This window comes from Flavobacterium enshiense DK69 (assembly GCF_000498495.1).
GTDB classification, from domain to species: domain Bacteria; phylum Bacteroidota; class Bacteroidia; order Flavobacteriales; family Flavobacteriaceae; genus Flavobacterium; species Flavobacterium enshiense.
Window position 1 is genome coordinate 59,060 of the sequence record NZ_AVCS01000002.1, and the last position, 22,318, is coordinate 81,377.

Genomic DNA, 22,318 nt, shown 5'->3' on the forward strand with positions numbered 1-22,318 from the left:
ACAGATTTACGCAGCGGTTATTATTTTATTGATTAATAACTCTATTTCAAAGTGACAGTGCTCACATCAACGGTTATTTCTTTTAATCGCTTTTCAACTTCCGGTGTCATGCTAGCTTGGTAACGGCCGTTTAAATGTTTGGCAAGGAATTTTTCTGCTTCGGCATACATCGCCATATTATTGACAGGTCTTGCAAAACCATGTCCCTCATCGGGTGCTAAAATATAGGAGACAGGAAATCCTCTGTCGCGTAATGCAACAACTATTTGATCTGATTCTGCTTTGTTCACTCTTGGGTCATTCGCTCCTTGTACTACCATGAGAGGTGTTTTAATTTTATTGGCATGGGTCAAAGGTGATTGTCGTACTAGCTGTTCTTTGCCTTCAGGGGTGGTTGGGTCTCCCATTCTCAAATAAAACACTTTTCGAATTGATTCCCAATAAGGAGGGATGGAGTTAAGTAACGTGTTCAGATTGGAAGGTCCTACGATGGAAACGGCTGCGGCATAAGTGTCTGGCGTGAATGTTACACCGGCTAATGTTGCATACCCCCCGTAAGAGCCGCCCATTATGCCGACTCTTTTAGGGTCCGCAATACCTTGATTAACCAGGTATTTGACTCCCCAAGTGATGTCGTCCTGCATTTTTTGCCCCCATTCATTATTCCCGGCATCAATGAATTTTTTGCCGTAGCCGCTCGAACCTCTGAAATTTGGGAGTAGAACTGCATAACCTCTATTGGCTAAAAATTGAGGAAGCCCACCATACCCCCAATAAATTCTCGACCATGGACCACCGTGAGGAACCACAATTAATGGAAGATTTTTTTTGTCAACACCTTTAGGTAAAACCAAAAAGGCCGGTATTTCCATTCCATCTGAAGATTTATAGGAAATGGAATTCATTTTCGCTAAATTTTTGATTGGGATTTTTGGTCTGGGTGAATATTGAAAAGTTGTTTTTTTCGTTGTTCTGTCGAAGAGATACACACTGCCAGGGTTGATATCACTTGAAACATTGAAAAGCCAGAGATTTTCATCAAAGTTGGAAGAAAAGAATGAGATATCATCATTAGGAAATGATTTTTGAATCATTTTATAATCATTTTCAAATCTCTTGTCTTTCCAGTAGATTCTTCGTCTGCTGTCATTGTAAATTGTTGAAATGATTGATTTTGTTTTTTCGGAAAAATTAAGACTATTTAAATCAACTTTGTTTAGAGGATCTTTTTCTACAAACTCTTCTTTTTTGGTTATGGGATCTAATAAGATTAATTGTGAGAAGTTTATATCATCACCTTTGTTGGTTACGATATAAATTTTCTTGTTGTCTTTGTCAAAAATGTATGGATCGGACGACTCAAATGAGTTGGTACTGTATATTTTTTCGAAGCCATTCTTTTCAACCCTTAATATATCATTACTTCCGTCCTGATTGGAACGTGTGGCTAATCGTAAGTTACCGTCCCAGTCAAAAATCCAGCCGGTAATTCTGTCGGTTTCCAAGTTTTTATAAATTAAGGTTTTTTCTCCTGTGGAAATTTTTAATTTATAAAGATCATGCCATGCTTTATCGCGGTCGTTTAATCCTATGTAAATTATATCGGGATCATTTAATGGAAGTTCATAAATATAAACCCTGACACCTTTTAAGTTTGTTAAGTCTTTACTTGTTGGCACATCTTGTCCTTTTTTTAAGGCTTCATTTGGGTCGATCGCATAAAGGTTGAAATTTTCATCACCTCCTTTATCTTGAGAATACAGGATATACTTCCCATTTCTCGACCAGAAGTAATTGGAAATAGGACGCAGGGTATCAGCTGAGACTGGTTTGGCTTTTTTGAAGTCCTCATTAGTTTTTTTTACCCAAATGTTCCTCGTTCCTTTATAGGTTTTAATGAAAGAAATAAATTTACCGTCGGGTGACAATTGCGCTCCGGTAATTTCAGGATCCCCAAAAAACAACTCTCTGTCAATAATGGGAGGCAATTGTTTTTTTTGCGCCAAATTGGTCAGACTCATTAAAGCAAAACCAATAAAAAAAATAATCTTGATTTGTTTCATAATCCTAATAGTTTAATGTTACTTATGGCCAAATGGCTATTTGCTTATGCAGTAATTACTAATGATAATGAAAAATGTAGGTAGGGGAATTCTGAATTGGATCTTAAAGATACCTTTTTTTAGAGAATCACTTTCTTTTTTACGTTAATGTGTAATTTTATTTCGTTGATTTTTAGGTGTTTGTTTTTTAAATGGTTTTGTTTAAGTATGATCTTGATTTAAAACTTGTTTCGATTTGAAAAAACATAAAAAAAACCGCCCTGCAAAATGCAAAAAGCGGTTTTTAAACAAACTAAACCAATTTTCAAGTCAGATAACCCTTTGGGTTAAAAGCAGTAAGTGTTTTCAGCCACAACTTTGGCAGCGATAGTTTCTCGTAAAGCCGCTACGTTTGGCATGTTTGTGTATTTTGTGAATCGGCGTAATCCCATTAACATCATTCGTTGTTCATCGCCTTCAGCAAAAGAGGCGATACCTTCTTTTCCTTTTTGAGTGATGATGTCTACAGCATGATATAAATACAATTGCGCCATTGCAATTTGTTCTTTTACGTTTTCAGCACCTTTTGATTTTGCTAATTTTTCGGTTCTCAGAACGGTACTTTCCGCCATGTAGATTTCGATCAGCATATCGGCAGCAGCCAGCAGCAGTTGTTGGTGTGCTTCTAAATCAGGGCCATATTTCTGAACTGCAGAACCTGCAACCATTAAAAAGGCTTTTTTCAGTTTTCTGATCATTTCTTTTTCTTCCGCAAATAATTCGGAATGATCAGGCATGTCGAAAGAAGGGATTCCCATTAATTCCTCAGCCACTTTCATCGCAGGGCCTAATAAATCAACATGTCCTTTCATTGCTTTTTTAATTAACATCCCCACCGAAAGCATGCGGTTAATTTCGTTGGTACCCTCATAAATACGGGCAATACGCGCATCTCTCCAGGCAGCTTCCATCGGAGTGTCTTCAGAGAATCCCATTCCTCCAAATACTTGGATACCTTCGTCGGTACAGTTTTGAATATCTTCAGAAACAGCAACTTTAAGGATGGAACATTCTATAGCAAATTCTTCAACTCCTTTTAATTCGGCTTCCTGATGTGAATTTCCTTCGGCTTCACGTGCATTGATTCTTTCTTCGATACTGCCAGTGGCGCGGTATGTTGCACTTTCGCCGGCATAACATGAAGCAGACATCTCTGCAATTTTAGAACGGATCGCTCCGAAATTAGCAATAGGAGTATTAAACTGCAGTCTTTCGTTAGCGTATTTAACAGCTCCGGATATAGTTCGGCGCTGTGCATCCAAACAAGCGGCAGCCAATTTAATACGACCAACGTTTAAGGCGTTCATGGCAATTTTGAAACCTTCTCCGCGACCGGCCAACATATTCTCAACAGGAACTACCGTGTCACTGAAAAATACCTGACGGGTAGAAGAGGAACGGATTCCCAGTTTGTGCTCTTCCTCGCCAAGGGTAATCCCGTTTGGATTGGCAGGATCGTATTCCACTATGAAACCAGTAATGTTTTTGTCGTGTTCGATGCGTGCAAAAACAATCATCAGGCGACAGAAACCGGCATTGGAAATCCACATTTTCTGTCCGTTGATTTTATAGCTTTTACCATCGGCTGAAAGTTCTGCTCTCGTTTTTCCGGAATTAGCATCCGAACCGGCATCCGGCTCTGTCAGACAGTAGGAACCAAACCATTCCCCGCTGGCTAATTTCGGAATATATTTTTGTTTTTGCTCTTCGGTTCCATATAAAGTAATAGGCAATGTACCAATCCCGGTATGTGCTCCAAAAGCGGTCGAGAACGAACCTGTTGCACCGGAGATATAATCACAAACCAATACCGTATTGGTGAATCCCATGCCTAATCCACCGTATTCTTCCGGAACGGCTATACTCAGAAAACCTAGTTCTCCGGCTTTCTTCATGCACTCTTCGGTATAGGCATAATCTTTTTGTTCAAATTTATCTTTATGGGCCCAAAGTTCTTTATCAACAAACTCTTTTACCGAGTCCCGCATCATAATCTGATCTTCTGTGAAATCTTCCGGCGTGAAAACAGTTTCACATTTTGTTTCTTTGACAAGGAATTGACCTCCTCTGGTGATATCTTCCATGGTTTTTTTGTTTTGTATTAGAATATCTTCCATAGTTTTTAATTTTTTTTTCTCAAACTTGTCATTTCGACGAAAGAGAAATCACGTTATACAATAGTTTTACTTTATCAGATTGCTTTATCCTGGAGTCCCCTTTCGTCAGAAAGACAGAAAGAAGAAGCGTTTATTATAATAACTCGTAAATTCCAGCAGTTCCTTGTCCTGTTCCCACACACATGGTTACCATTCCATATTTGTTACCGCGGCGTTTCATTTCGTCGAATAACTGAACAGAAAGTTTAGCGCCGGTACAACCCAGAGGATGCCCTAAGGCAATAGCGCCACCGTTTACGTTTACGATATCGGGATTTAATCCCAATTCACGGATAACGGCTAAAGATTGCGATGCAAATGCTTCGTTAAGTTCGATTAATTCGATGTCTTTTAATTGCATGCCGGCCTGTTTTACGGCTTTCGGAATGGCTTTTACAGGGCCGATTCCCATAATTCTTGGCTCTACACCAGAAGAAGCGAAGTTGACTAATCTTGCAATCGGTTCAAGGTTTAATTCTTTTACTAATTCTTCCGACATTACCAGTACGAATGCCGCACCGTCGCTCATTTGTGAAGAGTTTCCTGCTGTAACCGAACCATCGGCAGCAAAAACAGGTTTCAATTTTGATAATGCATCTTTATTTGTATCCGCTCTCGGACCTTCATCTTTAGTGACAACATAAGATTTGGCTGCTTTTTTACCATTCTCATCGATATAAACCTGTTCAACGGTAATTGGTGCGATTTGTTTATCGAACTTGCCTTCTGCTTGGGCTTTAAGCGCTTTTTGGTGCGAGTTGTACGCAAACTCATCCTGATCATCGCGGGAAACATTGAATTGTTTGGCAACCGCTTCGGCTGTCAGTCCCATTCCCCAGTAGTAATCTTCATGTCCTGCAGCTGCGGCTTTATAATCCGGAGTGGGTTTGTAACCTCCCATCGGAATATAACTCATGCTTTCGGCCCCACCGGCAATGATACAATTCGCCATTCCGGCCTGGATTTTAGCAGTCGCCATCCCGATTGTTTCAATTCCTGATGCACAATAACGGTTTACGGTCACGCCCGGAACATCATCGATTTTTAATCCCATCAAAGAGATTAATCGACCCATGTTTAAACCTTGTTCGGCTTCCGGCATGGCATTTCCAACCATCACATCATCGATTCGGGTTTTGTCGAAATCTGGCAGTTCGTTCATCATGTGCTCGATGGTTTCGGCTGCCAGTTCATCAGGTCTTTTAAAGCGGAACACTCCTTTTGGCGCTTTACCAACGGCGGTTCTGTATGCTTTTACTATATACGCTGTTTTCATTATTTTAGATTTTAAATTTTAAATCATTTGTATTGATTTTTAGTTGTTTTATCAAAAATCAACGCGAATAATTCAACCTATTATGTACGTAATTAATTGCGAAGTGGTTTTCCTTTGGTTAACATAAATTGGATTCTTTCCAGTGTTTTTCTTTCGGTACAAAGCGATAAGAAAGCTTCCCGTTCTAAATCCAATAAATATTGTTCGGTTACTAATGTTGGTTCGGATAAATCACCTCCAGCCATTACATAAGCCAGTTTATTGGCAATTTTCTGGTCGTGCTCAGATATATACTGACCGGCAACCATACTGTCTGTTCCAACCAGGAACATTCCTAATGCCTGTTTTCCTAAAACTTTAATGTCTTTGCGTTTCACGGGTTGTGTGTAGCCGGCTTCTGCCATTAGCAGCGCGTGTTTTTTAGCTTCAGCAATCTGGCGGTCTTTGTTAACCACGACAATATCCCTGCCTTTTTGAAGTACTCCTATATCAAAGCCTTCATAAGCCGATGTAGCCACTTTCGCCATACCAATCGAAAGGAAATATTCCTGCAACACGTTTAATTCGACGTCGTTTTTTCGGAAGGTATCCGAAGCACGAAGCGCCATTTCTTTTGAGCCACCACCGCCCGGAATTACACCGACGCCAAATTCAACTAAACCAATGTAGGTTTCGGCTGCCACCACGGCTTTATCTGCGTGCATGGTTAGCTCACAACCACCTCCTAACGTCATTCCGTGAGGCGCTGCAATTACTGGGATTGCTGAATATCGTAAACGCATCATGGTGTCCTGGAACATTTTGATGGCCATGTTTAATTCGTCATATTCTTGTTCAACCGCCATCATGAAAATCATGCCTATATTGGCTCCAACCGAGAAATTGGCTGCCTGATTTCCGATAACCAAGCCCTGAAAATCTTTTTCGGCTAAATCGACGGCTTTGTTAATACCTTGAATTACACCTCCACCAATAGTATTCATTTTGGACTGGAATTCTAAATTCAAAATTCCATCTCCCAAATCCTGAATAACGGCTTCGCTGTTGCTCCACACTTTTTTGCTTTCGCGGATGTTATTTAAGATGATAAATGCGTCTTGTCCCGGAACTTTTACCTGAGATTTTGAAGCAATATCATAATAGTGAGTAGCACCTTCCTTAACCGTATAGAATGATTTGTTTCCGGAAGCAAGCATATCGATTACCCAGGCTGAAGGAACCAGTCCTTCCGCTTTCATCAGTTCGATTCCTTTTTCCACCCCGATGGCATCCCAGATTTCGAACGGACCGTTTTCCCAACCGAAACCAGCTTTCATGGCATCGTCAATTTTGTAGAAATCATCGGTGATCTCAGGAACTCTGTTTGAAACGTAAGCGAACATGGCAGTGAAATTCTTTCTGTAGAATTCACCTGCTTTGTCGGTCCCTTTTACTAATACTTTGAAACGATCAATAGGTTTGTCAATCGTTTTGGTCATTTCCAAAGTGGCAAAAGATGCTTTTTTAGCCGCTCTGTATTCTAAAGTATCTAAATCTAAGGAAAGTATGTCTTTATCAACTTTTTTGTAGAATCCTTGTCCTGTTTTGCTTCCGAACCAGTTGTTTTCCAACATTATTTTAATAAAATCAGGAAGTTTGAACAATTCGTGTGCTTCGTCGTCCAGGCAGTTTTCGTATAAACCATTGGCAACGTGGACCAAAGTATCCAGACCAACAACATCCACGGTTCTGAAAGTCGCTGATTTTGGTCGGCCTATTACCGGTCCGGTTAGTTTATCGACTTCTTCAATGGTTAATCCCATTTCTTTTACCAGATGGAACAAACTCATAATGCCGAAGATTCCGATTCGATTTCCGATGAAAGCAGGCGTATCTTTGGCAACAACTGAAGTTTTTCCAAGGAATTTTTCGCCATATTCATTTAAGAAATCCAGTACTTCTGTTGATGTTTGAGGACCTGGTATGATTTCGAATAATTTTAAATAACGTGCAGGGTTAAAGAAGTGTGTTCCGCAGAAATGTTTCTGGAAATCCTCGCTTCTTCCTTCGCTCATAAAATGAATCGGAATACCGGAAGTGTTGGAAGTAATCAGTGTTCCCGGTTTTCTGTATTTTTCAATCTGTTCGAAAACAGATTTTTTGATGTCTAATCGTTCAACAACAACTTCGATGATCCAATCACAGTCTTTGATTTTTTCTAAATCGTCAGTAGTGTTTCCTGTTGTGATACGACTTGCAAATTTCTGATCGTAAATAGGAGAGGGCTTCGATTTTAGAGCATTGGTTAAATGATCGTTTACAATTCGGTTGCGAACTGCTTTACTTTCCAAAGTCAGACCCTTCTTTTGTTCCATTTCGGTAAGCTCTCGCGGAACAATATCGAGAAGAAGTACTTCAACACCGATATTGGCAAAGTGACAAGCAATTCCGGATCCCATAATTCCGGATCCTACCACCGCTACTTTTTTGATAAGTCGTTTCATCTGTTTGAGTTTGTTGTTTATTGAAAGGGGCTCAAATCTTTGATTTTGGTCTACGGGTGAAGCAAAGGTTGTATCCATTCGTTTAAGATTGTTAGTTTTTCTATTCGTTGTTTTCTGTATGGAATATGTTTTTATCAGCAATCAATTCATTTATAATTTCCGCCACTTCCATGAAACTGTTCAATTGTTCATCGGTTATATGATTTTTTACGGTTTCATTAAATTTTAATACGGTTGATTTTGACAATTCTCTCTTTTCTTTTCCGAGTCTGGTCAGATGAATAATAACACCACGACCGTCTGTCGGATTTTTTTTTCGCTGAATCAATCCCTTTTCTTCCATCGACTTTAAAGTACGGGTCAGACTTGTTGCTTCCATTCCCATTCTGGTTCCAATTGCCGTTGAAGGCGTTCCTTTTTCCTTGTCGATACTCAGCAGGGCAAATCCTGTAGCCATTGTAGCGCCATATTTTGTGGCTTCTTCATTATACATTCTTGCTACTGCCTGCCAGGTGGCTCTTAAAACATAATCTATGGTTTTGTCTTTCATATTTTGTTTAAAAGGAATTCAAATATACAAATATTTATTATGCATGCATAATAAAATTATATTATTTTTAAGTTTGTTAAAAAAAAACTCCTCAAGTGAGAGGAGTTTGAGTCTTTTCTATGCGTTATTATAGATTTTATCATAAAGATGTTGATATTTTTCTTTTATGATTTTGCGTTTTAATTTCATTGTTGGTGTTAAATGTCCTCCGTCAATTGACCAGATATCAGGGGTAAGTTCAAATCTTTTAACCTGTTCCCAACTTCCGAATTTTTTGTTCAATCCTTCTATTTCTTCGTCTATACGCTGTTTTACTTCCGGATTGGATGAAATTTCAGCTGTAGTTGTTCCGATATTTATGCCTTTTAATTTTGCCCACTCTTTTATAAAATCAAAATTAGGCTGGATGAATGCGCCTGGCATTTTTTCGCCATCGCCAACAACCATAATCTGTTCGATGAAGCGCGATTGCTTAAAGGTGTTTTCCAGTACTTGAGGTGCTACATATTTTCCACCAGAAGTTTTGAACATTTCTTTTTTGCGATCGGTTATTTTTAAGAAGCCGTCAGCGTCCACCTCGCCGATGTCTCCAGTATGGAAATATCCTCCTCTAAGCGCTTCCTCTGTCTGAGTTTCGTCTTTGTAATAGCCCATCATAATATTCGGACCTTTGCAAAGGATTTCGCCGTCTTCAGCAATTTTAACTTCAACACCTTCCAATACGCGTCCCACGGTTCCTATTTTAAATCCTCTGTTGTTTTGGTCGTTTACCGAAATTACAGGGGATGTTTCTGTTAAGCCATAACCTTCCATAATCGGGATACCGGCTGCGGCAAACACTCGGGTAAGTCTTGGTTGTAAGGCAGCGCTTCCGGAAACCATCAATTCCAATTGTCCGCCAAGTCCTTCTTTCCATTTGCTGAAAATAAGTTTACGGGCAATCTTTAATTGAAATTCATACCACCAGCCGTTAGCTTCATAAGGTTCATATTTCAGGCCTAATTCAATAGCCCAAAAGAAAAGTTTCTTTTTGATTCCGGTTAAATCAGCTCCCTTGGCGTATATCTTATCGTATACTTTTTCCAAAAGTCTTGGAACCGCAGTCATTACATTCGGTTTTACTTCTTTCAGGTTATCGCTCATTTTCTCGATACTTTCCGCGAAGTAGATTGAAATACCATAATATTGGTAGAGGTACAAAATCATTCTTTCGAAAATGTGACAAACAGGTAAAAAGCTTAATCCACGGCAATCACCTGCTCTTAATGGTACACGTGGAGCGCTCATCAATACGTCGGATACTATATTGTTATGACTCAGCATGACGCCTTTAGGACGCCCTGTAGTTCCGGAAGTGTAGATTATTGTAGCCAGATCATTTGTCGTAATGCTGTTTTTTCTGTCTTCAACTTCGTTTTGATTGCTTTCGTCTGTTCCTAATTGCAGTACTTCTTTCCAGCTTTTGCTGCCGGAAATATCATTATAGGAATAAATTTCCTTTAGTGAAGGAACATTATGTTTAATCGAATTTATTTTGGCAAAAACTTCACTGTCTGAAACGAAGCAGTACTTGGATTCAGAGTGTCTTAGTATGTATTCGTAATCTTCGGCCGAAATGGTCGGATAAATAGGTACCGTTTGTGCGCCTGTTTGTAAAACGCCTATATCTGTAATATTCCACTCGGTTCTGTTGTTGGAAGATATAATGGCTATCTTGTCATTTTTCTGAACTCCCATTCGAAGCAACCCACGCGAAATGGTATTCGCCTTGTCTACATATTCTTTTGTGGAAGTTTTGACCCATTCTCCGTTTTGTTTGGTTACCAAAGCATCGGACAAATTGTATTTTTCCAACTGATAATATGGGAAATCAAAAAGACGTGTTATTTGATTCATTTTCTCAAATTTTATTACTGCAAAATAGGAAAAATTAAATTTTATTGCAAAAAAAAAGAAAATTACATGGATGGTTTTTGGATTTCGATGTGTTTTTGTGAAAAATAATGAATAACTCGTTGATATATATAGCTTTGGGTTTTACGGTGAATACCATTTTTGTTCTGAATCTCTCTGATTTGCCCTGTTTTTCGATGTCATTTGTTATGAAAATGGAAGGGGTGTGAATCGAAATATGATTTTGAAAAGTAAAATAGTATGCTTTCATAGTATTTTTTGTCGTTGACAAAGAATTTAATTTATGAATTTAAGAGTTTACTAATGTTTTCACAATGAAGGGTTTTTGTCCTCCGTATTTTGTAATTTTGGGCGCTAAAAAAAATGATTTTCATTGGTTTAATATGAAAAATTTCTTCCGTATAAGCGAATATAAAGCGCTGTTGTATAGATTGTTGCTGGTATATTTCTTTTATTTCATTGCCCGAGCCTTATTTTTTGTTTACAATTACAGTTTGCTGAAAGTCAATTCTGTGGGTGAATTTTTCAGGCTGGCTTATCACGGATTAACATTTGACACTACTGCGATTCTTTATATCAACGGCTTATTTATCCTGTTTTCGGTTTTACCGTTTTGGGTTAATACCAAAGCGGGTTATCAGAAATTCTTATTTTATCTGTATTTCGTTACTAATCTGATAGCGTACGCAACGAATTTCATTGATCTGATTTATTACAAATTCATCTACGCCCGTACCACAATTGCCGTTTGGGATTCCCTGGAGCATGAAAAAGATAAAGGTTCTATGATGTTCCGTTTCCTGATAAGCTACTGGCACGTTTATATGCTGTTTTTTCTTTTGGCTGCGTTGTGGATTTACCTGTATAAAAAAGTAAGGGTCGATCATGAACCGGTTACTCACAGTAAAATGAAGTATTTTCCTTTTTCCGTCATCGGTTTATTGGCGGTTGCTTTTTTAACTGTTGGAGGTATACGAGGTGATTTTAAAAAGAGTACGCGTCCTATAAATTTAATAGATGCTAATAGGTATGTAGGGCAACCGCAACATGCCGATATCGTTTTAAATACTCCGTTTGCTATTATAAGGACTGCTGGAACAACAAGTTTCAAAAAAATAAATCTGGTAGATGAAAATGTAGTAGAAGCTAATTTTCAGCCGATTAAACACTACGATAACAATCCGAAATCTACTCCGAATGTGGTGCTGATCATCACTGAAAGTTTTGGAAGGGAATATTGGGGATCTTTCAATAAGGATATGAAAATCCCAGATTATGTTGGCTATACGCCGTTTTTGGATTCTTTGGCGCAACACAGTATGATTTATACCAACGGCTTTGCCAACGGAAGCAAGTCAATTCATGGAATGTCATCGATTATAGCGGGTGTTCCTTCGTTCAGGGATGCATTTACATCCTCTCCGTATCCGAAACAGAAAATACAATCTTTGGTTTCCTGCCTGAAAGAGATGGGATATGATACTTCATTTTTCCACGGAGCGCCAAACGGATCAATGGGCTTTCTCGGTTTCGGAAATATCTTGGGTTTTGATCATTATTACGGTAAAACGGAATTTAATAACGATGCTGAGTTTGACGGCGTGTGGGGAATCTGGGATGAACCTTTCCTGCAGTTCATGAAACAGACGTTGGATAAAAAGCAAAAACCGTTCTTCAGTACGATATTTACGGTTTCCTCACACGAGCCTTATATTGTTCCTGAAAAATATAGGAACAAGTTTCCTAAAGGGCATGTGCCAATGCACCAATGTGTTGGATACACCGATTATTCGTTTAAAAAATTCTTCGAGGAAGCTAAAAAACAGCCTTGGTTTAAAAATACCATTTTTATTATCACGGCCGATCACGGAAACCAAACGTATTATAATGAATATGAAAAAGTGGTCAACCGAACGGCTACTCCGATTCTCATTTATAAACCTGACGGAAGCCTGAAAGGTGTCAATAAAGAATTGGCACAACAAATAGATATTTATCCGACCATCTTAGATATTGTGGGTTATGACAAACCATTCAGAAGCTGGGGAAGAAGTTTAATCGGAGACAAAAAGATAAAGCCGTATACAATTAACTTTAACGGAAACCTGTATCAGTTTCAGCGTGGTAATTATATTTGTACTTTCGACGGTAAGGAAATAGTCGGATATTATGATATAAATGATAAAGCGCTTGAGCGAAATTTAATAGCTAAACCCAACAAAGAGATGTTGGAAAACGCTGAAGCTTGTAAAGCAATTATTCAGGATTACTTCGAAAGAATTATTGATCAGAAATTATATTATAAAAAATAAATTATACATATATGAAAAAGAAAATTGGATTATTAGTCCTTTTAATAGTTTTGGCCGGAGTGGGGAAATATGTTTACGATATGAACATCAACCACAACTTCGAAACCATCACAGAAGGAAAAGTGTATAAAAGTGGTGTGATCCCTCCAGATGAAATAGAGGAGTATGTAAACAAGTATCATATTAAAAGTATCGTGGATTTACGTTTTCCGGGTACGGGCGATGATGTAAATAATCCTGAAATTCCTGCTGAATTGATTGCGGAAAGAGAAGCTATAGCTAAAATCCCTGGAGTGAATTATTTTAACAACGGTTCTGATCAGGTTCCGCAGCAACATAATTTGGACACGTTTTTTAAAATTATGGATGATCAGAAAAACTATCCTGTTTTAATCCACTGTTATCATGGTGTTGGTCGCGCGGAAATGTACTCGGCATTGTATCGTATTGAATATGAAGGAATGGATAGGGATGAAGCAAGAACCTCTACTCGTTTCCTAACCAAATGGAGTTCATTCGATCTGGGCAAGCCTAAAGGAGATTATTTACATAGTTATAAAAGCAGAAAAGAGAAGGAAACAAAATAAGAATCCTTAATTAGGTAATAGAAAAAAGCCGTTTTTGATTTCAAAAATGGCTTTTTTATGCCTTCTTCTGAAAGATCAAGCCAAAGTTATTCCTGATTCAACAAAAAAACAATCATGATTTCATTGTTTGAGGTCTTGAAATTTAACCGGATATAGTTGTGTTGGTCGGATATATTTGATTAAAAGTGATTATTGTCGTAAATTCAATAAAAACTAATTGACTGAATTGTGAAACACATCAATAGAGCAGGAGATGGTTTACTTATAAACGCAGGTTTAAAATCTTCGCTATGGTGTTTAGGGTATTTGCTCTTTTTTCTTCTAATTTCATCGTCCATATTTTCACAACAGTCATCCATAGATACTGCTTATTTAAAAGAATTAGAAAAAGCCAAAAAGTTAATCTCCCAGAACAATTATGAATTGTATCAGCAGGGAACTCAAATCTTAAACGATTTAGAAAATAAGTTAATCACCAAAAAAGACTATGATCAGCTCTTATACTTATATTTAAAAATCTCCTATTTTCATTTAAGGCAATATGATTATAACTCCAGTAAAAAAATACTGGATAAAGCGGGCAAGTTATTGCAAAAACATAACAATAACAGCATTCGCGGAGAATATTATGAGCATTTGGCGGTGTTTTATAATGCTCAGGGAAATAGGGTTCTCGATGAAAAATATACGCTTTTATCTGAAAAGTATCTGACCAAATATGCTCCGAAAATAAAGCAGGTTGACATGTACTATAATCTCACCCTTTTGTATTTAAAAAGGGAAGATTGGAATAAGATGCTGATCAATTCCCTTAAGTTTTTAAAGATAAACGAAGAAACCGGAGGCGACCCGGATCAGCCTGAAATGAATTTATTGGTTGCCGAAAGTTATCTGCATCAGAATCAGTTTGATAAGGCTTCTCAGTATTTGGAAAAAGTAAAAAACTCAGATATCTTTTTAAACCACGATGATGATTTTTTATTAAAATCCAGATATCATTCTATACAAGGTCAGTTGTATGAAAAACAAAACCAATATAAACTGGCGGCAGACAATTTAAAAATTGCAAATGACTATTATAAAAAAAGATTGGTTTACCGAGTGGAAAAAACGAATCATTCGTTAAATCAAAAAAGGGAACTAGAAGTAAAGAATATTGAATTTCAGTCTGTCATAAAGCAAAATCTACTTAAAAGTGAAAATGTCAAGTATAAAAATTACTTGCTTATTCTCTGTTTCATAACCATAATCAGTTTATTGGTACTGCTGTATATTCAATACTGGAATGCCAAATTTAAAAGTTCTACAAACCAGCTCCTAAATGAAAAGAACGAGCTGCTTCATAAAGCCAATTCTGATCTGGAAGCGGCTTTAAACATCAGAAAGAAGTTATTGGATACAATTTCCCATGAATTGCGAACACCAATTTATACTTTAAACGGACTCCTTCATCTGATGAAAGAGGACAAAACTAATTTGGAGAAAAATATAGACCAGTTACAAGCTTCCGTTCAAAACCTCTATAATTTGTCTGGAAATATCATCGAGATTAATGTGTTGGACAGTTTTGATAACGATTACATACCTAAGAAGGATGTGGTTTCATTGCAAGAATTGCTCTCGAAAATGCTTACTTCGGTGAAAAAAAGTAGAAACAACAGCAATAGCGGCTCATTGTTGTTTGATGAAATGATACCAGAAAAATTGATATTCGACGAAGCAAAATTGTATCAGGTATTATTTAGTCTGATTGATAATGCTTTTAAATTTACAAAAAACGGAAGTATTGTTGTTGAAGTAAAAAAAGTATCTGAAACAGAAGAAAAAACACAGATTAAATTTATAATTAGCGATACCGGCATTGGGATAGCTCCCGAAATCAGGGATAAAATATACGATTTGTTTTTTCAGGGTTCTGATAAAATCAATTATGAATATGGAGGAACCGGGCTGGGATTGACCTTAGTTAAAAAAACGCTGGATTTATTTGATAAAACCATCACAATAGATTCGGAGCCCAACTTAGGTACAACTATTTCTTTTTCACTGGATTTTGAAAATTATATGGAATCGGATGAGCCTGAATTGTCAAAATCAAAACGAATAAAAGAACCTTCAGAAATAAGGATTTTACTGGTGGAAGACAATAAAACCAATCAACTCATCACAAAAAGAATCATTACGAAGAAAGGCTATATATGTGATGTTGCCGATAACGGATTTGAAGCCTGTAATATGGTTGGGCTGGCCAATTATTCTTTGGTTTTAATGGATATTATGATGCCGATTATGGATGGTTTTGAAGCATCGGATTATATTTCAAAGTTCAAACCGGATATCCCGATTGTAGCTTTAACAGCTATTTCGGAAGATGTTAATAAGGAATTGTTTTCAGCTTCAAAAATCAAAAAGGTTTTAAGTAAACCGGTAGATGTTGAAGAATTGTACAAGACAATCAGCTTTTATTGTGAATAGAAAAGTTCTATTAACCTTTTGAAACAATATCAATTTTACGATTGATATTTAATATATCCGATTCAAAATGCCACACACCATGCAAAACATCATGCATGATGAAATGTTTGAACGTGATTCGATGTGTATCTGTTTTTTGTCCGCAATTCGAACAAAATTTACCCGATAAAGAAGTGTCACAGTTTAAGCAATTGGTATGATGCATATTAAAGCAAGATAATTTCTTACAATAACACAAAAAAAAGCACCCTAAAATCAGAGTGCTTTCTTTCAAAATTTATTTTAAAATCTTATTTGTTCTTTGCTTCAATCCATTTTCTGGCATTCACAAAAGCTTCGTGCCATGGAGTTACTTCGTTTTTCTCTCCGTTTTCCGGGTAATGTGCCCAGTTCCAAGGGAAAGTAGAACGCTCAATGTGTGGCATGGTTACCAAATGACGTCCTGTTTTGTCGCACATCATAGCTGTGTTGAAAGCAGAACCGTTTGGATTCGCCGGATAACCTTCGTAAGCGTATTTTCCAACGATGTTGTATTTGTCTTCAGAATACGGTAACTTGAATTTACCTTCACCGTGAGAAATCCAAACTCCTAAAGTAGCACCTTCCAAAGAAGAAAGCATTACCGAATTGTTTTTCTGAACCGTTACCGAAGTAAAGCCGCTTTCGTGTTTGTGTGAATTGTTGTGAAGCATTTTTCCGTGTACTTCATGTTCCGGGTTAATCAATTCCAATTCCATGAACAACTGACAACCGTTACAGATACCTACTGATAAAGTGTCTTCGCGTTTGAAGAAATTCTCTAAAGCGGTTTTTGCTTTTTCGTTGTATAAGAATGCTCCGGCCCAACCTTTAGCAGAACCTAATACGTCCGAATTCGAGAAACCTCCAACAGCTCCGATGAACTGAATGTCTTCCAACGTTTCGCGACCCGAAATCAAATCCGTCATGTGAACGTCTTTTACATCGAATCCTGCCAAGTACATGGAGTTTGCCATTTCACGCTCGGAGTTACTTCCTTTTTCACGGATGATAGCTGCTTTTGGTCTTGGCTTACTATTGTCTATAATCGGTGCTTTTCCATCAAAATGAGATGGGAAAGTGTAAATAAGCGGTTGGTTTTTATAGTTGTTGTAACGCTCTAAAGCGGTTCCGTTTTTAGATTGTTTTGAATCTAAAAGGAAAGATGTTTTGTACCAGGTATCTCTTAAATCCGATACATTGAATGTGAACGAATCTGCGTTGTTTTTAATGGTAACTGAATTTCCTTCCGCTACTGAACCGATGTTGAAAATTTCGATGCTGTTCTGAGCAAAAATAGCTTCAACAGATGAATCTGCCTGGAAAACCACTCCGATGTTCTCGTTGAATAATGCTTTTACGGTGTCTTTTTCGCCAAGAGAAGTCAAGTTGAAAGAAGCTCCTAAATTCACATCTGCAAAACACATTTCCAATAAAGTAGTGATTAAACCACCGCTTCCTACGTCGTGTCCGGCATTTATTTTACGATCCTTAATTAAGTCTTGTAAAACGTTGAAGGCTTTTTTGAAGAATTCCGCATTGGTAACGGTCGGCACTTCAGAACCTACTTTGTTTAAAACCTGAGCAAAGGAAGAACCTCCTAATTTGAAAGTATCCTGCGATAAATTGATATAGTAGATGTTTCCGCCGTTTCTTTTCAAAACAGGTTCCACAACTTTAGTAATGTTCGAACAGTTTCCGGCTGCCGAAATAATAACCGTTCCCGGCGCGATTACTTCTTCATTTGGATATTTCTGTTTCATTGAAAGTGAATCTTTTCCGGTTGGAATGTTGATTCCTAATTCGATAGCAAAATCCGAACAACCTTTAACTGCTTCGTATAATCTTGCGTCTTCGCCTTCGTTTTTACAAGCCCACATCCAGTTTGCAGAAAGGGAAACCGATTTTAAATTATCTTTTAATGGCGCCCAAACAAGATTACTTAGCGCTTCTCCAATTGCGTTTCTGGAACCTGCAACCGGATCAACCAATGCCGAAACTGGCGAGTGTCCGATAGTTGTAGCAATTCCTTCTTTTCCTTTGAAATCCAAGGCCATAACCCCAACATTGTTCAATGGCAATTGTAATGGTCCGGCACATTGCTGTTTTGCTACGCGTCCACCCACACAACGGTCAACTTTGTTGGTTAACCAGTCTTTACAAGCAACAGCTTCTAACTGTAATACTTGGTTTAAATAGGTTGGTATATTCTCAGTTGTATAATTTAAATCCGAATAATTAGCAGCAACTGTTTTGTCGGTCATGATAGTTTTTGGTGAACTTCCGAAGAAATCTTCCAAAGCATAATCCATCGGCTTAGCACCAGTTGTTTTTGATTCGAACGTAAAACGGTGATCCGAAGTTACATCACCCACCTGATACATAGGCGAACGCTCTCTGTCTGCAATTTTCTGAAGAGTGCCAATGTTTTCTTCTCCAATAACCAATCCCATTCTTTCCTGAGATTCGTTTCCGATGATTTCTTTAGCAGAAAGGGTAGGGTCACCCACCGGTAATTTATCTAAATCGATTAAACCTCCTGTATCTTCCACTAGTTCAGAAAGACAGTTCAAATGTCCTCCAGCTCCGTGATCGTGAATAGATACGATTGGGTTGTTATCGCTTTCCACCAAACCACGAATGGCGTTGGCAGCACGTTTTTGCATTTCTGGGTTGGAACGTTGGATCGCATTCAATTCAATTCCTGAACCGAAAGCTCCGGTATCTGCAGAAGAAACCGCAGCGCCACCCATTCCAATTCTATAATTTTCACCACCTAAGATTACGATTTTATCGCCTTCCTGTGGTTTCTTTTTAATCGCTTGATCTAATTTTCCGTAACCGATTCCACCAGCCTGCATGATTACTTTGTCGTAACCTATTTTACGGTTGTTTTCCTCATGCTCGAAAGTTAAAATAGAACCTGTAATTAACGGTTGACCGAATTTATTACCGAAATCAGAAGCTCCATTGGAAGCTTTGATTAGGATATCCATTGGTGTTTGGTATAACCAAGGTCTTTCGTTCATAGCTTCTTCCCAATTTCTGCCGTTTTCTAGACGAGAATAAGAAGTCATGTAAACGGCTGTTCCCGCTAATGGCAATGAACCTTGTCCACCTGCCAAACGGTCACGAATTTCTCCTCCTGAACCTGTTGCTGCTCCACTGAATGGCTCAACCGTAGTAGGGAAGTTGTGTGTTTCTGCTTTTAGGGAAAGTACTGAATCAAATTCTTTTTCCTGGTAAAAATCAGGTTTGTCAGCACTTTTTGGTGCGAATTGTGTCACTTTTGGTCCTTTAACAAAAGCGACGTTATCTTTATACGCCGAAACAATATCGTTAGGATTTGTCTCCGATGTTTTCTTGATTAATTTGAATAAGGAAGTCGGTTTTTCTTCACCATCCACAACAAAAGTTCCATTGAAGATTTTGTGACGACAGTGTTCAGAATTGGCTTGAGAGAAAGCAAAAACTTCAGAATCCGTTAGTTTTCTTCCAAGTTTGGTTGCTAAATTATTCAGATAGTCTACTTCTTCATCACTTAAAGCTAAACCTTCCTGTTTGTTGTATGTAGCGATATCATCAATATCCAGAATTGCTTCCGGCTCAATGTTGATGGTGAAAATATCTTGATTTAATTCTGCATATTTTTGTGAAATCATCGGGTCGAAAGTATTGAAATCAGCCGAAACTTTTTCAAATTCTTCAATTCTGATAATTCCCGAAATACCCATATTCTGAGTAATTTCAACAGCATTGGTACTCCAAGGTGTTACCATGGCGGCACGAGGTCCAACAAAAAAATCCGCAAGTACGGATTTCTCTATTTTATGTGCGTTGCCGAAAAGCCAGTTTAATTTTGAGATGTCTTCAGTCGATAATTCGTTTTGCGTTTGGACTGCAAAAACAGTGTTCGTTTGGTTTCCGAAGAAATGAATCATGTTAATTTGTTTTATTCCGCTACGCTCCAAATAGTTAGGCTCGCCTCGGGTGTGTTGTTGTTTTTAAAGTGCAAATTTATTCTAAAAAAGTCAGTTGACAAAGTTTGTTTTCATAAAAAAAGCACAAGATTTACCTTGTGCTTTTACAGTATTATTCATACACGATTTATTTCTTTCTGGTCGAAATGATTTCCATGTTTTTGAATTCTTTCCCATCATAACCGGTGTCATACATTTCCATTTTACGGGTATTGTCATCAACTATGGTTATCGTTTCTCTCATTTTTCTGGTCTTTTTTGTTACTGGGTCCACAGCATCGCCTTCAAAACTGAACATTTTTGTTGCAGGGTCGTATTTTCCTTTCATAATCATGATTCCGGTACCCATGTTGTCAATCCAGGTAGAAATGTATTCCTGAGTGGCATTGTCGTAGGCTAGAGTACCTTTCCCTTCAAAAGGCATTCCCATGAAGTTTCCTTTATAGGTTCCTTCCTGATAACGTCCGCCCAATACCATTTTGTATTCGGCAGTGGTTGTGCTCTTCGTTGGTTTGGCATTGGCATCCATCCACATGGTCATTTCACCGGTCCACTTTCCGTCTTCCATGGCCATCAATTTTTGAGCCTCACCAACAGCGGCATATTCTGTCCAAGCTTTGTTAATTGTTGCCGAATCCGGTATTGCTGCAGCTGTTTCAGGCTCTGCGGCAGGAGTTTCCGTTGTTGTTTCAGGGGTTTCTGCTTTTTTCTCTTCTTCTTTTTTGCAGGCAATCAAACTTAAAGATGCAATTGCCAGAGTTAAAATTGTTTTGTTCATAATTATTTTGGTTTTGGTTAATAATTAATTTGGAAAAACAATGTGATTATAAGCGCCCATGTCTGTTGTTGGACTGTTTCTTGAATTATTTAAAATATCTTCAAATGTTGAAAATGCCGGATCTGCGGTTCCTTTTGCTGCCGAATTATCGCCAATGATTAGCTTATTTTCCGACGAATTTTTGAAATCAGGTTTATTGGTATTTGTATTTCTTGCGATAATGCAGCCCGGATAATTTGCGGTATTGGCTATCGGATACAAAGGGTCCTCCTCGAATTGCCCGAAATCAATAAACTTAATCAGACAGTTTCTGAAATTGTAATTAAAATCAGTATTGCCTTCATTTTTCAAAGAAATTCCATAGCTGCTTGAACCGTAAATGATACAATTTGTAAAGTTAGCATTGATGAGGGCGAACGGGTTTTCCAGCGTACCGTTATCAATATAAACCGGAACCTGATTCGGTCTTGGCCAGTAATTAGCAAACGTACAGTGTGTAAAATTATAATCGCCCCCTAATGAACAGGCTAATCCGGCCTGACCGCAGTTGTTGATTACCACGTTTTGTCCGTTGATTGTGGCTGTTCTGGCTAGGATTCCGAAATTCGAACAATTGTAAATCTGAACATCCCTCATGTTAATTACGCTTGGATTATGTTCAATCAATAAGCCAACAGTAGCGTTTTTAATGGTAACATTTTTAAAACTTCCGGCACTTCCTTCGGTCATCCAAATGGTCCCCCATTGTCCGGCGATATCTGAGAAATCAGGTTCAAGACGATCGCTTTCAAAAGTGATTTCATTATCGACTAAAATATTCCCTTCAGAATCGTAAGTGGAATAATCACCGAGTGCACTGATAGTTGCTCCGTTTCCGATAATCAAACCGGAATCGGCATGGAAGTGAATTTTTGCGCCCGGTCTAATATTTAAGGTTTCACCTGTTGGTACAGCGCCATAACCATAAACTACATAAGGTTTTTCGTTGGTCCAGTTATATTCGTCTCCATTTACAGGGTCGTTGTGGTCTAAAAAGAAACCGTAGACTTCATCCTCTCCGATAGGGAGTGTTTCATACGTTCCGTCGGAAAAACGTTTCGGATATAAAAAATAGGCATCTCTTACCAAAGTAACCAAATCAACCGTTTGTGGAGCGCCGCTTATATTACTAAACTCAATTTTATCAGTGTACAGGTATTCAGAATCCGGATTGGCATATTCGCTGTAATCAATCGTGGTTTCTATGAAAATGAACATACTGTCCTTGGCCAGTAATTCTACGTTGTTAAAGACTTTACCCGGGATTCCGTCTACCATTAAACGGTATTTTGAATTTTCTCCTTGTGCCAGTTTGAGAGTCGGAATTTTAATGTCTTTGTCGCTGTTGTTGTAAACTTTAAGGGTGTAAGTACTCGAACCGATATTAGTGAAAACAGTGTCAAGATATACCGTTTGTTTCGAAAATTGCAATCCGCCTGTGCTTGGTTCAAATTCAAAATCCTGTCGGCAGGAAGTAAGTGTCAGTATAAATCCAATAAAAAGTATATAAATGTAATGACGCATAAAAAGCTTATTTTGGTAAAAGTATTGATTTTTTTTAAATTTTGAGAAGATTATCCTATACTTTAGAACGCTTTTTAAAACAAATTAGTTTAGATTGGGGTGTTTAACTTTCGTCACATTTTAT

Annotated in this window: 12 protein-coding genes; 3 read left to right on the forward strand and 9 right to left on the reverse strand. The window is 38.0% G+C overall.

All coding sequences use genetic code 11. The features are described from left to right. Window positions 1–41 precede the first annotated feature (41 nt). From FEDK69T_RS00460 to FEDK69T_RS00485, 6 genes are all read right to left on the reverse strand, one after another. A complete protein-coding gene (locus FEDK69T_RS00460; RefSeq protein ID WP_023572159.1) occupies window positions 42–2,063 on the reverse strand; it encodes a S9 family peptidase in 2,022 nt (673 codons plus the stop codon). Between the two features lie 326 nt (window positions 2,064–2,389). Beyond that, entirely contained in the window at window positions 2,390–4,186 is a 1,797-nt protein-coding gene (locus tag FEDK69T_RS00465; protein WP_035629949.1) for an acyl-CoA dehydrogenase family protein, read from the reverse strand. A gap of 166 nt (window positions 4,187–4,352) precedes the next feature. Next, complete coding sequence (locus FEDK69T_RS00470; RefSeq protein ID WP_023572161.1) at window positions 4,353–5,534, reverse strand: acetyl-CoA C-acyltransferase; 1,182 nt, start codon at window positions 5,532–5,534, stop codon at window positions 4,353–4,355. A gap of 92 nt (window positions 5,535–5,626) precedes the next feature. Beyond that, window positions 5,627–8,017 (reverse strand): 3-hydroxyacyl-CoA dehydrogenase/enoyl-CoA hydratase family protein, encoded by a 2,391-nt coding sequence (locus tag FEDK69T_RS00475; RefSeq protein ID WP_023572162.1) that lies wholly within the window; start codon window positions 8,015–8,017, stop codon window positions 5,627–5,629. Window positions 8,018–8,117: 100 nt separating this feature from the next. After that, a complete protein-coding gene (locus tag FEDK69T_RS00480; RefSeq protein ID WP_023572163.1) occupies window positions 8,118–8,567 on the reverse strand; it encodes a MarR family winged helix-turn-helix transcriptional regulator in 450 nt (149 codons plus the stop codon). Between the two features lie 117 nt (window positions 8,568–8,684). Next, window positions 8,685–10,463 carry an AMP-dependent synthetase/ligase gene (locus tag FEDK69T_RS00485; protein ID WP_023572164.1) on the reverse strand — a complete coding sequence of 593 codons (1,779 nt, stop codon included), beginning with the start codon at window positions 10,461–10,463 and terminating at the stop codon, window positions 8,685–8,687. A 401-nt stretch (window positions 10,464–10,864) separates the two neighbouring features. Between FEDK69T_RS00485 and FEDK69T_RS00495 the strand changes: the two genes are divergently transcribed. The 3 genes from FEDK69T_RS00495 to FEDK69T_RS00505 all read left to right on the forward strand — a co-directional run bounded on the left by FEDK69T_RS00495 (window position 10,865) and on the right by FEDK69T_RS00505 (window position 15,855). Next, the gene (locus FEDK69T_RS00495; protein ID WP_035629948.1) at window positions 10,865–12,793 is read left to right on the forward strand and encodes an LTA synthase family protein; all 1,929 of its coding nucleotides are present in this window, start codon (window positions 10,865–10,867) and stop codon (window positions 12,791–12,793) included. An 11-nt stretch (window positions 12,794–12,804) separates the two neighbouring features. After that, a complete protein-coding gene (locus tag FEDK69T_RS00500) occupies window positions 12,805–13,380 on the forward strand; it encodes a dual specificity protein phosphatase family protein (RefSeq protein WP_023572167.1) in 576 nt (191 codons plus the stop codon). Window positions 13,381–13,608: 228 nt separating this feature from the next. After that, entirely contained in the window at window positions 13,609–15,855 is a 2,247-nt protein-coding gene (locus FEDK69T_RS00505) for an ATP-binding protein (RefSeq protein WP_023572168.1), read from the forward strand. Between the two features lie 290 nt (window positions 15,856–16,145). Here FEDK69T_RS00505 and purL read toward each other — a convergent pair whose 3' ends face one another. The 3 genes from purL to FEDK69T_RS00525 form a co-directional block, all read right to left on the reverse strand. Further along, window positions 16,146–19,814 (reverse strand): phosphoribosylformylglycinamidine synthase, encoded by a 3,669-nt coding sequence (gene purL, locus FEDK69T_RS00515; protein WP_023572170.1) that lies wholly within the window; start codon window positions 19,812–19,814, stop codon window positions 16,146–16,148. 166 nt (window positions 19,815–19,980) lie between these two features. Beyond that, complete coding sequence (locus FEDK69T_RS00520; protein ID WP_023572171.1) at window positions 19,981–20,631, reverse strand: DUF1579 domain-containing protein; 651 nt, start codon at window positions 20,629–20,631, stop codon at window positions 19,981–19,983. A gap of 24 nt (window positions 20,632–20,655) precedes the next feature. Further along, entirely contained in the window at window positions 20,656–22,194 is a 1,539-nt protein-coding gene (locus FEDK69T_RS00525) for a right-handed parallel beta-helix repeat-containing protein (RefSeq protein WP_023572172.1), read from the reverse strand. Between the last annotated feature and the right edge of the window lie 124 nt (window positions 22,195–22,318).